This window comes from Antribacter soli, assembly GCF_021568775.1.
GTDB lineage: Bacteria > Actinomycetota > Actinomycetes > Actinomycetales > Cellulomonadaceae > Antribacter > Antribacter soli.
Map to the genome: position 1 here is coordinate 25,241 of NZ_JAKGSG010000005.1, position 13,087 is coordinate 38,327.

Annotated in this window: 10 protein-coding genes; 3 read left to right on the forward strand and 7 right to left on the reverse strand. The window is 72.1% G+C overall.

Annotated elements, in window-relative coordinates; all coding sequences use genetic code 11:
* Positions 1 to 59: 59 nt before the first annotated feature.
* Genes L1785_RS00650 through L1785_RS00660 form a run of 3 tightly spaced genes read left to right on the forward strand, consistent with a single transcriptional unit; the run spans position 60 to position 3,348 of the window.
* The gene (locus L1785_RS00650) at positions 60 to 1,223 is read left to right on the forward strand and encodes a Gfo/Idh/MocA family protein (protein ID WP_236087185.1); all 1,164 of its coding nucleotides are present in this window, start codon (positions 60 to 62) and stop codon (positions 1,221 to 1,223) included.
* Positions 1,220 to 2,458, forward strand: coding sequence for a dihydrodipicolinate synthase family protein (locus L1785_RS00655; protein WP_372461765.1), 1,239 nt, complete (start codon positions 1,220 to 1,222; stop codon positions 2,456 to 2,458). Before L1785_RS00650 ends, L1785_RS00655 begins: the two co-directional genes overlap by 4 nt.
* Positions 2,455 to 3,348, forward strand: coding sequence for a sugar phosphate isomerase/epimerase family protein (locus L1785_RS00660; protein WP_236087186.1), 894 nt, complete (start codon positions 2,455 to 2,457; stop codon positions 3,346 to 3,348). The genes L1785_RS00655 and L1785_RS00660 overlap by 4 nt, the downstream gene beginning before the upstream one ends.
* A gap of 137 nt (positions 3,349 to 3,485) precedes the next feature.
* Here L1785_RS00660 and L1785_RS22665 read toward each other — a convergent pair whose 3' ends face one another.
* From L1785_RS22665 to L1785_RS00710, 7 genes are all read right to left on the reverse strand, one after another.
* Positions 3,486 to 5,939 (reverse strand): RICIN domain-containing protein, encoded by a 2,454-nt coding sequence (locus L1785_RS22665; RefSeq protein ID WP_268914666.1) that lies wholly within the window; start codon positions 5,937 to 5,939, stop codon positions 3,486 to 3,488.
* A gap of 87 nt (positions 5,940 to 6,026) precedes the next feature.
* Positions 6,027 to 6,710, reverse strand: a complete 684-nt coding sequence (locus L1785_RS00685; protein ID WP_236087187.1) for a YesL family protein — start codon at positions 6,708 to 6,710, stop codon at positions 6,027 to 6,029.
* Positions 6,707 to 7,546: a carbohydrate ABC transporter permease gene (locus L1785_RS00690; RefSeq protein ID WP_236087188.1), complete on the reverse strand. Its 840-nt coding sequence runs from the start codon at positions 7,544 to 7,546 to the stop codon at positions 6,707 to 6,709. The genes L1785_RS00685 and L1785_RS00690 overlap by 4 nt, the downstream gene beginning before the upstream one ends.
* Complete coding sequence (locus L1785_RS00695) at positions 7,546 to 8,511, reverse strand: carbohydrate ABC transporter permease (RefSeq protein WP_236087189.1); 966 nt, start codon at positions 8,509 to 8,511, stop codon at positions 7,546 to 7,548. The genes L1785_RS00690 and L1785_RS00695 overlap by 1 nt, the downstream gene beginning before the upstream one ends.
* Positions 8,512 to 8,734: 223 nt before the next feature.
* A complete protein-coding gene (locus L1785_RS00700) occupies positions 8,735 to 10,048 on the reverse strand; it encodes an ABC transporter substrate-binding protein (RefSeq protein ID WP_236087190.1) in 1,314 nt (437 codons plus the stop codon).
* 33 nt (positions 10,049 to 10,081) lie between these two features.
* Positions 10,082 to 12,043 (reverse strand): DUF2264 domain-containing protein, encoded by a 1,962-nt coding sequence (locus L1785_RS00705; RefSeq protein WP_236087191.1) that lies wholly within the window; start codon positions 12,041 to 12,043, stop codon positions 10,082 to 10,084.
* Positions 12,040 to 13,050 carry a hydroxyacid dehydrogenase gene (locus L1785_RS00710; protein ID WP_236087192.1) on the reverse strand — a complete coding sequence of 337 codons (1,011 nt, stop codon included), beginning with the start codon at positions 13,048 to 13,050 and terminating at the stop codon, positions 12,040 to 12,042. Before L1785_RS00710 ends, L1785_RS00705 begins: the two co-directional genes overlap by 4 nt.
* Positions 13,051 to 13,087: the final 37 nt, after the last annotated feature.

A 13,087-nucleotide genomic window follows, 5' to 3' on the forward strand; every position in this document is an offset into this window, starting at 1 on the left:
CCCTCTCGACGTACGCTTGGGAAAGCGCATTCCCGCGCCTCACGACAAGGGAGTCCCGCATGACCGCACGAACCCTGCGCATCGCCATGAACGGCGTCACCGGGCGCATGGGCTACCGCCAGCACCTCGTTCGCTCGATCCTGCCGATCCGCGAGCAGGGCGGTGTCGAGCTGCCTGACGGCACCCGGGTACAGGTCGAGCCGGTCCTCGTGGGCCGTAACGAGGACAAGATCCGGGAGCTCGCGAAGAAGCACGACGTCGAGCACTGGACCACCGACCTCGACGCCGCCATCGCCGACGACAGCGTCGACGTCGTCTTCGACGCCTCGATGACCTCCCTGCGGGCCGAGACGCTGACCAAGGCGATGCGGGCCGGCAAGCACATCTACACGGAGAAGCCCACCGCGGAGACGCTGCAGGAGGCGATCGACCTCGCCCGGCTGCGCGAGGAGACCGGCGTGACGGCCGGCGTCGTGCACGACAAGCTCTACCTGCCGGGTCTCGTGAAGCTGCGCCGCCTCGTCGACGAGGGTTTCTTCGGCCGCATCCTGTCGCTGCGCGGCGAGTTCGGCTACTGGGTGTTCGAGGGCGACACGCAGGCCGCACAGCGCCCCTCGTGGAACTACCGCAAGGAAGACGGCGGCGGCATGACCACGGACATGTTCTGCCACTGGAACTACGTGCTCGAGGGCATCCTCGGCCAGGTCCGCACGGTGACCGCCACGACCGTCACGCACATCCCGACGCGCTGGGACGAGGCGGGCAAGCAGTACGAGGCCACCGCCGACGACGCCGCCTACGGCATCTTCGACATCACCACCCCGGGCGGCGACCCGGTGGTCGCGCAGATCAACTCGTCGTGGGCCGTGCGCGTCTACCGCGACGAGCTCGTGGAGTTCCAGGTGGACGGCACCCACGGTTCTGCGGTGGCCGGCCTGCGCAAGTGCGTGGCGCAGCAGCGCGCTCACACCCCCAAGCCGGTGTGGAACCCGGACCTGCCCGTCACCGAGCCGTTCCGCGAGCAGTGGCTCGAGGTCCCGGCCAACGCCGACCTCGACAACGGCTTCAAGCTGCAGTGGGAGGAGTTCCTGCGCGACGTCGTCGCCGGACGCCCGCACCGCTTCGACCTCCTCTCCGCCGCCCGCGGCGTGCAGCTCGCCGAGCTGGGCCTGCAGTCGTCGGCCGAGGGCCGCCGCCTCGCCGTCCCGGAGATCACGCTGTGAGCGCGGGCCCGCTGCTCGAGGCGAGCGGGGTGTCCGTGACGCTGCCTGCCTTCTCGGCGGAGACGTCGGACATCGAGGTGCGCGCCCTGCGCTCACCCGGCCCGTGGACGACGCCGGAGCGCCCCCTGGTCTCGCGCGTCGCCTTCGCCGCGGCCCACGTCGTGCCGCAGGTCGGCGCCGAGAACGTGCCGGGCGCGCCCGCCGCCGTGGACTGGGACGCGACGCTGGCGTACCGGCACCGCATCTGGTCGTACGGGCTGGGCGTCGCCGACGCGATGGACACCGCGCAGCGCGGCATGGGCCTGGACTGGGCGGCGACTCAGGAGCTGGTGCGCCGGTCCGCGGCGGAGGCGCGCTCCGTCGGGGCGCGCGTCGCGTGCGGGGCGGGCACGGACCAGCTCGACCCCGCGGCCGTCGCGGGCTGGACGCCGGGCGACCCGGCCGCGCTTGCCGCGGTGACCGACGCCTACCGCGAGCAGGTGCGCGTGGTGCAGGACGCGGGTGCTCAGGTCATCGTCATGGCGTCGCGCGCGCTGGCTCGTGTTGCGCGCGGGCCGGAGGACTACGCCCGCGTCTACGACGCGGTGCTGGCCGAGGCCGACCAGCCGGTGATCCTGCACTGGCTCGGGACCATGTTCGACCCTGCCCTGGAGGGGTACTGGGGGTCGGCGTCGGTCGCCGAGGCCACCGAGGTGTTCCTCGACGTCATCAAGGCGCACCAGGCGCGCGTTGACGGCGTGAAGGTGTCGCTGCTCGACGCGTCGCACGAGGTGGGGCTGCGGCGGTCGCTCGCCGCGCTGCCCGGGCCTGCCGTCCGCCTCTACACGGGCGACGACTTCAACTACCCCGAGCTCATCACGGGCGACGACGAGGGTCACTCCGACGCGCTGCTCGGCATCTTCGCCGCGATCTACCCGGCGGCGTCCACGGCCCTGCAGGCGTTCGACGCCGGCGACGACGGGCGGGGGCACGCGATCCTCGCGTCGACCGAGGCGCTGGGTCGGCACATCTTCGAGGCGCCGACGTACTACTACAAGACCGGCATCGCATTCCTGTCGTGGCTCAACGGCTTCCAGCCGGGGTTCCAGCTCGTCGGCGGGCTGCATGCCGGGCGTTCGGTGCGCCACCTCGCCGAGCTGTTCCGGCTCGCCGACGAGTGCGGCCTGCTGCTCGACCCGGAGCTCGCCGCGTCCCGGATCACCGCGTTCCTCCAGGTGAACGGGGTGGTCCGATGAGCGCCGCGAGCCGCGCGTCGCTGAACACCGCGACCGTCAAGCACGCCACGCTCGAGGAGGCCACGCAGGCCGCGGCCGAGGCGGGCTTCGGCGCGGTCGGGCCGTGGCGCGACCGCGTGCAGGAGGTCGGCGCCGCCAAGGCGGCGCGGATCATCGAGGAGGCCGGGCTGCGCGCGTCGTCGCTGTGCCGCGGCGGCTTCCTCACCGCGATCTCCCCTGAGGGGATCGAGGCCGCGCTCGACGACAACCGGCGCGCGATCGAGGAGGCAGCGACCATCGGGGCCCCCGAGCTCATCTTCGTGGTGGGCGGGCTGCCGGCGGCGTCCGCGCCGGGAGCGGGCCCGCGGGCCGACGCCTCCGCCGCGGACCGCGACCTCGTCGCCACGCGGGCACGCGTCGCCGACCGGATCGCCGACCTGGTGCCGTTCGCGCGGGACCACGGCGTGCGGATCGTGCTCGAGGCGCTGCACCCGATCTTCGCCGCGGACCGGGCGGTCGTCTCCACGCTCGGCCAGGCGCTCGACCTGGCCTCGCCGTTCGCCGCGGCCGAGGTGGGGGTCGTGGTGGACACCTACCACGTGTGGTGGGACCCGGAGCTGCGCCCTGCCATCGAGCGGGCGGGCACCGAGGGACGGATCGCGTCGTACCAGGTGTGCGACTGGGTCCTGCCCCTGGCGGCCGAGCCGCTCAACTCACGCGGGCACGTCGGGGACGGCTACATCGACTTCGCGACGATCACCCGCTGGGTGGCCGACGCCGGATACGCCGGGTACGTGGAGACCGAGATCTTCAACGAGGAGATCTGGGCGCCACCGGCGGCCGAGACGGCGGCAACCGTGCTGGACCGGTACCGGACGCACGTGGAGCCGTTCCTCTCGACGCCGAAGTAGAACCTGCCGGAGTGGAACCGGCCGAAGTCTCTCCGCGAGGCTGGATGGGCCTGGCGGGAGGCCGCGAGGAACGAGCGGCCGGATGGTCGCCTCGCGGAAAGACTTCGGCCGGTTCTACTCCGGCACAGACTGAAGCGTCACGGCTGGGCGTAGACCTCCAGCTCGCCCGCCGTCACGTACCCGTTGGCGTACGGAGTGAGCACCACCCGGACGGCGTCCGTGGTGGTCGCGGCGATCGGCACCTCGACCACCGGGTTACCGGAGGACGCGGCCGTCACGGTGACCTCACCGCTCGCCGCCACCCACGTCCCGGACGAGCTCCGGGTCTCGACCCGCACCGTCTGCGCCCAGCTCGTGTTGGCCCCGTCGCGCCAGAAGTGCAGCTTCACGCTCGTCACGGCCCGCGACGCCGGCAGCGTCACGGTGAGCGTCTCGCTGGTGTTCTTCGTCCCCGGCCTCCAGTTCGACCACGCCTTCTCGGCCACCACCCCGTTGCGCAGCGCCGCCGCCGAGTACCCGCTCTCGGTGTAGGTCGCGGTGACGGCCGCCCCGGAGAGGGTCGCCACGTTCGTCGTCGCCCCGAGGTCCACGAGCGTCCACCGCTGGTTGTTGCCGGAGGTGGGCTTGTAGTCGTCGACGGCGGCGCCGTCCGCCGTGCTCGCGCTCACCACGTCCACGAGCGTCGACGTGGCCGCGTTGACCAGCGTGTACGTCCCGTCGCCGGTGGTCGAAGGGATCCACCGCGCGGCCGCGTCGGCGGAACCCGACACCGTCTCCAGCACGAGCGCCCCGCTCCGGATCGCCAGCCGCTTCCCCGAGCCGACGTTCGTCACCGTGTACTGCGACCGGTTCGACCCGGCGGACCCCGGCGTGCCGGAGACCCGGTCGACGGACCACCGCTGCGTGGTGGCCGCGGTGTCGACGGTCCGCAGGACGGCGGAGGACCCGGAGGCCGCCGGGGCCAGCGCCCGCGACGAGCCCACCCCGACGAGCCGGTACTCGTGGGTGTCCTGCAGCGCAGACGCCGCAGCCGCCACCCCGGACACCCCGTCCACCACGAACGTCGTCACCGAGCGGGCCGGCACGGACTGGTCCACCGTGGTGCCGGAGAACGACACCGGCGCCGACTCCACGAGCCGCCCCGCGGACGACGTGCGCACCGCGGTCACGGACGCACCGGACACCGCGCCGAACCGCGACAGGTCGAGCCGCACGGTCTGTGCCGACGAGGACGAGTTCACGTACACGACCTTGAGCTGCGTCCCCGCCGCGTTCACCGCCGCCGTCGTCGACGTGTTGTCGGTCCCGATCAGCCGGTCACCGGGCCGGATGTAGTGCGTGAAGTTCCGGATGGTGTCGAACTTCGAGTTGGTCTTGATCGGGCAGGTCGCGAGCGTCGCGTTCGACGGGCAGGAGAACGGGACGTGGATCGACCCCCAGTTCGAGGTCGCGACGTCGACGTCCTCGATGGGCTGCCAGAGCACCCACGCCGTCGGCTCGAGCTCGCGCAGGTCGCTCGTGATCCGCTCGGCGATGCCGATGCCCGGGTCCATGGTGGTGTAGTCGAGCCCGCTGCCCCAGGTGCCCTCGACCTCGCTCATCCACAGCGGCTTGGCCTCGCCCTTGGCGAGGTCGCGCACCGAGGTGCGCTGGCCGGTGCCGTAGGTGTGGACGTTCATCTGCGCGACGGCGGCCTGGGTCGCCTCGGGGTACGACGTCCAGTTGGTCGTGAACAGAGCCGGGTTCGTCTCGTCCATCGCGGAGATGACGGCGTCCGTCGTCGTCCCGGACTTCGCGAGCTCGGCTGCCAGGGCCGAGATGACCTGCGACTGCAGTGCCGGACCGGCGTGCGCGCCCTCCTGCCGCCCGCCGGTCGGGTTGCCGTCCGAGCCGATCGTCGTCGACCAGTAGCCGGTGTTGGGCTCGTTGAGCGGGTCGATCGTGTCGAACGTGATCCCGTGCGTGTCCTCCAGGCGCTCGGTGACGCGCACGAGGTAGGTGGCGAAGTCGTCGAGGGTGTCGGTGCGGATCTGGTCGGTCGTGCCGCTGGTGCCGCCGGACACGTACCCGGACACGGTCTGGAAGTACGGCGGCGAGTTGGAGAACGCCTCCCAGTGGGTGACGTACGGCTTGATCTCGTCGATCCACCACCGCTGCCGCGGGTCCGCGTCCCAGTTCCAGTGGCTGGCGTTCGCCGGGTCCCACCAGTTCTTGTCGGTGCGGGTGGTGCCGGCGGGTGCCTGCCACCAGCCCGGCACCGCCGCGCCGTTGCGCATGTAGGACGGCACGTCGGGGGCGTTGCCGCCGCCGATGTTGTACCGGGCGATGTTGAGATTCAGCCCGTCGGGCCCGTAGAGCATGGCGGCCAGCTGCTCGCGGATCGCGTCGGGGTAGCCGCCCGTCGCGTTCGCCGACCAGACGAGGCTGGAGCCCCAGCCCTCCCAGACGCCGCCCGCGTAGGTCGGGTCAGGCCGGACGACGATCTCTCCCGCGGCGGTCGCCGTCGGCGCCAGGCTCAGGGCCCCGGCCGGCAGCGCCACCGCGCAGGCCACGGCAGCCGCCGTGGCGGTCCGCCTCACGTTCGTTCTCATGGTGTACTCCTGTGTCGCGTCGTTGCGGAGGAAGTACCGGGTGGGTGGTGCGCACGCGGCCGCCCCCGGCGGCGGCCACGTGAGTCATCAGTGGACGACCGGCCCCAGCGCGAACCGCGCGTTTGCCCAGACCACGTACAGCAGCGGTGCAGCGACGAAGCCTAGGCCCACCGCCGGACGCGTTCCGACGACGCCCGCCAGGAGCCCGAGCACGACGAGCGATCCCACGCTCAGGTACCACCGCCGCACACCCAGGAAGAGGGCGGCCCGCAGGAGGTCGCGCAGTCGTGCCCCGGGCAGCTCGGGAACCGCCGCCAGGGCCAGGACCGCGGTGACCAGGGCTCCGGCCATGAGGGTGACGAGCACGGGGATGGCGACGGCTCCGGCGGTCCTGCCCCAGAAGAACGCCACGTCGACGCCCGTCACGACGACGACGCCGGTCGCGAGCGCACCGATCGCGAGCGAGCGGCGCACGTGCAGCCGCCACGCCTGCACGAAGGTGCGCACCACCGTCGTCGACCCGTCGCGGTACGCGGCGAAGACCGCGAAGGCCGCGGTCAGGGCCGGTGCCACCAGCGGCGCGGTCAGGGCGAGCACCGGCCAGGTCACCGCCAGGTCCGTCGCCACCACCAGGAGCACCGCCGGCAGGCACCCGACCACGAGGAGCAGGTTCGTCATCAGGCCCGTGTAGACCGTGCCGAACACCAGCTCGTACATCTCCTGGCTGATCAGGCTTCGGCGCGTCGGGGCAGCGCCGGCCGCGACGCTCACCCCTTCACGCCCGTCGTCGCGATGCCCTCGACGAAGTACCGCTGGCCGAGCAGGAAGATGATCGCGATGGGCAGGACCGACAGGACCGAGCCCGTCATGATGAGCGCGTACTCGGCGTTGTACTGGCCGATGAAGGACTTCAGGCCGATCTGGATGGTCCAGAGCTCGCGGTCGCGCAGGTAGATGAGCGGCCCGAGGTAGTCGTTCCAGGTGTTGACGAACGTGATGAGCGTCAGCGAGGCGATGGCCGGGACCGACAGCGGCACCATGATGCGCCACCAGATGCCGTACTCCGAGAGGCCGTCGATGCGGGCGGCCTCGCACAGGGAGTCGGGGATCGACTCGTAGTACTGCTTCATCAGGAACACGCCGAAGGCGCCGAACGCCTGGAGCAGGATGATGGCCCAGAAGGTGTTGTTCAGGCCCCAGCCGGAGATCATCTGGAACTGCGGGATGAAGTACGACTGCCACGGCACGGCGATGGTGCCGATGTAGACCAGGAACAGCACGTCGCGGCCCGGGAAGCGCATCTTGGCGAAGCCGTAGGCGGCAAAGCTGCCCGTGAGCACCTGCAGGAACGTGACGGTCACGGCGAGGAACGCGGTGTTCTTGAGCCAGGTCGCCATGTCGGACCTTGCCCAGATGTCGAGGTAGTTCGCCCACCGGACGGGGTCCGGGACCCACTGCACGGGGGCGGTGAAGACCTGGTTGTTCGTCTTGAGCGACGAGATGACCATCCAGGCGAACGGCAGCAGGATGAGGGCGGCGGCCGTGCACAGGACGACGTAGAGGACGACGCGGGCGGCGACCGCCGGGGCGTTGGAACGGGCGGCCATCACGCCTCCTTGCGCTTGTTGTAGAGGAACTGCACGACGGTGACGAGGATGCAGATGAAGAACAGGACGACGGCGGCGGCCGAGGCGTAGCCGAACTGGAACTGCACGAAGCCCTTGTTGTAGATGAACTGGCTCAGCACGAGGGTCGCCTGACCGGGCCCGCCGTCGGTCATGACGAGGATCAGGTCGAACACCTTGAAGCTCGCGATCGTGATCATCACGGTGACGAAGAACATCGTGGGCCGCAGGCAGGGCAGGGTGATGTTCCAGAGCCGCTGCCAGGCGCTGGCGCCGTCGACGCGGGCGGCCTCGTGCAGCTCGGCCGGGACCGTCTGGAGGCCCGCGAGGAACAGCAGCATGTAGTAGCCCATGTCGCGCCACGTGCCGACGATGATGACCGCGGGCATGGCCCAGTCCTTGTCGACCGTCCAGCCGGGCAGCTCGCCGTCGGTGAAGAGGCCGAGGAACTGGTTGATCGGCCCGAACTCCGGGCTGAAGAGCATGTTCCACACGACCGCGATCGCGACGATCGACGTGATGTAGGGGAAGAACGCGACGGTGCGGAAGAAGGCGGCACCACGGATCTTGCGGTTGAGCAGCAGCGCGAGGCTGAGCGACACCACGATGGTCAGCGGGATGTGCGCCGCCGCGTAGTAGAACGTGTTCAGCAGGGCCGTGTGGAAGCTCTTGTCGCTCGCCAGCTTGACGTAGTTCTCGAGGCCGGTGAACGTCGCGGTCCCGAAGATGTTCGAGTTCGTCAGCGAGATGTAGAACAGCGTCAGCACGGGGACGAGGGTGATGACGGCGAAGCCGAGGAAGTTCGGCAGGATGAACGTCCAGCCGATCAGGGCGTTGCGGACCTTCAGCCGGTCTCCCGGGCGGCGGTGCCACGGCTGGGTGGACCGGGGGGCCGCGCCAGGACGACCGAGCGGCCCTGCGGGGTGGTCGACGACGGTGGTCGTCATGGGTGTCTCCTCGTCAGTTCCTTGCGCCGAGGTAGTCGCTCCGTCCGACGGCGTGACTACCTCGGCTGGACTTCCCCGCCGAGGTGGTCGCTCCGTCGGCCGGCGCGACCACCACGGCGGAACCGGGGGTCCGCCGCCCGCGGTCTCCCCCCCCGGCCGCCCCCCCCCCCGCGCGGCGCCCCCGCCGCCCCCCGCCCCCCCCCCCCCCCCCCGCAACGGTGGGTCAGCCGACCTCGTTCGCGACCCGCTCCTCGGCCTCCGCGATCCCGTCGGCCACCGGGACGGAGCCCGACATGATCGCGGTGTGCGTCTCGCCGAGGATGGTCTGGATCGCGGCGGTCTTCTCGCCCACCGGGTTCTCCGGGAGCGTCTCGTGCGTGGTGTACGCGAACTTCGACAGGTCGTCCGTGGGCACGCCCTCGAGGCGGAAGATCGTCTCCGTGACGGTGTCGTCGATCAGGGCCGGCGTGATGCCGATGGCGGCGAGCGCGGCGGCGCCCTCCGGGCCTGCGGCGAACGCGAGGAAGTCCTTGGCCGCGGCGACCTTGGCCTCGTCGATTGCGCTGTTGATGCCCATGGTCGTGGGGTCACCGAACGTGACCGGCGTGTTGTCGACGCCCGCCGTGGAGGACTCGAGCTGCGGGATCGGGGCGATGCCCCACTCGAACGCGTTCGCCTCGCCCGACGCCTGCTGCTTCACGAGCGTTGCGATGTACCACGAGCCCATCGGCAGCATGGCCGACTGCTGCGTCCCGAACTGCGCCTGGTAGGTGAGCTTGTTCGTGGTGACGGTGGCGTACGTGGGCTGGGCCCCGCCGTCCTGCAGGGCGATCGCCTGCTCGTAGAACGGCTCGAGGTAGCTGTAGTCGCCGCTGTCCAGCGAGGCGCCGTCGGACTGCGCCAGGGCGAAGCCCTGGACCACGGACTGCCAGCCGTGCTGGTAGGTCCCCGTCGCAGTGGAGCCGGCCGCCTTGAACGCCGCGCTCAGGGCGACGGCCGCCTTGTCGTAGTCCTCCCACGTCCAGGAGCCGTCCGGCTCGGCCACCCCGGCCTGCGCGAACAGGTCCTTGTTGTAGTAGAGCACCCAGGAGTCCTGGCGATAGGGCACGGCGTAGGTCGCGCCGTCGATCGCCATCGCCTCCAGGCCGCCCGTGGCCGGGTCGAGCTCGGCAGCGACGTCGGAGATGTCGAGCAGCGTGCCGCCGGCCTGGAACGTGATGTAGTTCTTGAGGTTCTTGACGATGAAGACGTCAGGCGCCGTGCCGGCGGCCAGGTCGGCCGTCAGCGCGGTGTCGTAGTCGTTGCCCGCGGGGTACTCCTTGAGCTCGACCGTCACGTCCGGGTTCGCCGCGTGGTACGCGTCGGCGAGGGTCTGGAACTCGGGCACTGCCGCGAGGTCCCAGCCGGCCATGCTGATCGTGACCGGACCTGCCGGCTCCTCGGTGGCGGCGTCGCCGGCGGCTCCGCCGCTGCAGGCCGTCAGGGCCAGGGTGACCGCGGCGGCAGTGCCGACCGCTGTCATGATCTTGCGATTCATTCCTTGCTCTCCTTCGAGTGGATGGGTTGGGCTTCAGTGCCCCGGATCGGGCAGCTTCGCCCGGGTCAAGGTGCCGTCGGGCCAGGTGACGACGGCGACGCCGTCGTCCAGCTCCGCGCCCGGCGGGGTGGGATCTGCGGACGGGCCCCACAGGCCGACCGCCACGGCCGCCCACTCCCCTGCGGGGACGGGCTCGGCCGCCGCGAACGGCACGACCGTGCGCGGGCCGAACGGCGTCGCGTGGGTGTGCTCGCGCGCCCCGGCGGTCAGGCCGCCGAGCAGCGGAACGACCCGCGAACCCAGGCCGCCGGCGCGCACGTCACCCGGCCCGGCGTGGTCGGCGTCGGTCCCGCTCACCGCCCATCCCGTGATCTCCAGCGCGCGGGCGGCGGTGGCGTCGTCGCCGGTCACGAGGCCGGCGACCCGGACGAAGCGGACCTCCCAGGCCCCGCGGACGACCGAGACGGTGGTCACCGAACCCGCCACGCGCGCGGTGCCCGGGCGGCCCGACCCGTGGTCCGGCGCGGCCAGGTCGGCGTCGAGCCAGTGCGCCTCGGCGACCGAGCCGAGCACGGCTGCGGACTCCACCGCGGCGAGGTCCAGCGTCCGGAAGCCCGAGCGGTGCGTCGCGCGGCCCTGCGCGTCGCGCAGCACCACCGACTGGTCGCCGGGGTCGGTCCAGGCGGGTGCGTCCAGCAGCGGCGAGGTCGCCGTCGAGTAGCCGAGCCGCGCGTAGAGCGGCGAGTCCCCCGTCAGGTCGCCCTCGAACGCGTGGTCGGTCCCGTGGTTCACCACGCGGACGATGCCGTCGGCCTGCGTGCCGCTGATCGCCCAGCCGGGCGCCCCGGCCACGGCGCGCACGTCGCCGGCGTCGACGGGGAGGGGTTCGGCGGCCGCGGTCCACACCGGGTGCTGCGCGGGGAGCGCGAGCCCGAGCAGCCCCTTGCTCGCCCAGTAGGGCGATCCCGTGCCGCTGTACCGCTGGACGAGCGGGCGCCACTCGTGGTGCCAGCCCAGGTTGAGCAGGCCGTCGGGGTCCGGCACGCCGTGGTCGACGAAGTGCCCCACCACGCGCGTGGCGGCCTGCCGCAGCAGGCCGGGTGACGCGCTCGGCACCTGGGCGAGCACGCCCGCCCAGAACGGCGCGGCGGCGGCGAAACGGTAGGTGAGGGATCGGCCCTGGAACAGCGGGGCGCCGTCGGACCCGACCAGCAGGACGGCGTCCTGCAGGAACCGGTCCAGGTGCGCCACGTCGCGCGCGTGGCGCGTGCCCGCGCCGAGCGGGGCGTGCGCCTCGGCGGCGCCCTGCATGCGCGCCCAGAGGATCGGGTACAGGTGCAGCGCCCAGCCGGCGTAGTGGTCGTAGGCGCGCTCGTCGCCGTCGGAGAACCACCCGCCGGGGCGCACGAAGCCGTCGTGCACGGCGAGGTCCCGCTCGATGTCCTTGGCCGACCACGGACCGCCCACGGACCGCAGGAACGTCTCCACGACGATCCGGAACCACACCCAGTTGTTGTGCGGGTAGTCCCGGTCGCCCACGACGCTGCTCAGGTACTCGATCGTGCGCTCCTGGACCCCGGCGTCGAGCCGGTCCCAGATCCACGGGCGGGTCAGGTCGAGGATCAGCGCGATCGAGGCGGCCTCCACCTTGGCCTGCCCGTGCTCCTCGGGCCGCACCCAGCGCTCGGGGTGGGCAGGGTCCGTGCCGGCGGCCAGGCCCGCGGCGTACCGCTCGGCCAGGTTGAGCGGGTCGGTGCCGCCCTCGCCGGCGAGCCGGAACCCGGCCGTCAGCAGCGTCCGTGCGTAGCCCTCGAGCCCGTCGACGGCGGTCCCGTACCCGCCCGGCTTGCCGGGCAGGGTGATCAGGCTGCCCGACGGCGACGCGTGGCCGAGCGCGGCGGTGAGCAGCCCGTCCGCGAACGCGGCGAGCTGTGCGCGGTCCATGCCTGTGCGGCCGTACCGGGTCTGGTGCTCCTGGACCCCGCCCGAGCTCATGCGCTGAACTCCAGGGTCTCGCGGGTCACCGGCGCGAGCGCCGGCTCGCCCGTGACGTAACGCTCGAGCTCGTCGAGGGCGGAGGCGGTCATCCGCCGGGTCTCCGACCCGAGCGATCCCGCGACGTGCGGCGTGAGCATGACGTTCGGCAGGTCGTAGAGCACGGAGTCACGGGGCAGGGGCTCGGGGTCGGTCACGTCGAGCATGGCGAACAGCCGGCCGGTGGCGCACTCGCGTTCGAGCGCAGCGGTGTCCACGATCACCCCGCGCGCGGTGTTGATCAGCGTCGCGCCGTCGGGCATGAGGGCGAGCTCGCGCGCGCCGATCATGTGCCGGGTCGACGGGAGGGCGGGGGCGTGCAGGGACGTCACGTGGCTCGCTGCCAGGACCTCGTCGAGGGTGGTGAGGCGCGCGCCCGCGGCCTTGATCTCGTCGCGGTCGCCGAACGGGTCCGCGACCAGGACCTCCGCGGCCTCCAGCGCGGCGAGCCGCTCGACGACGCGGCGGCCAGTGCGCGAGAACCCCACGATCCCGACGGTGCGTCCGCGGTTGGACAGCTCGCCGTGCTCCTGGGCGTAGGACCAGTCCTCGCGCCGCTCGCGGGCCACCTGGGCCAGGAACGGCGCCTTCTTGCCGGCGAGGACGATCGCGGCGAACGTGAACTCGGCGACAGGCAGGGCGTTGTCCTCGACGGCGTTGGTGACGAGCACGCCGCGGTCCCAGAGCTCGTCCGACACGAGACCGCGGACCGATCCGGCGCAGTGCAGCGCGGCCCGCAGCCGGGGCGCGGCGGCCAGGACGGCTCCGGTGATCCGGGGGGCGCCCCACGAGGTCAGGAGCACCTCGGCCTCGGCGAGCCGCGCCCGGGCGGCGTCCGTGTCGAAGCCGGACACGTGCAGCGGCTCACCCACCACGGCGATCGCCCGCAGGCGCTCGAGCTCTTCCGGCCCGAACTGCGTGCGAAACGTCTCCTCGCCCATGACGAGCAGGACCTCCGGTCGCTGCACATCCGCTCCTCTCCGTCGAGTGGCACCGATCACCTAC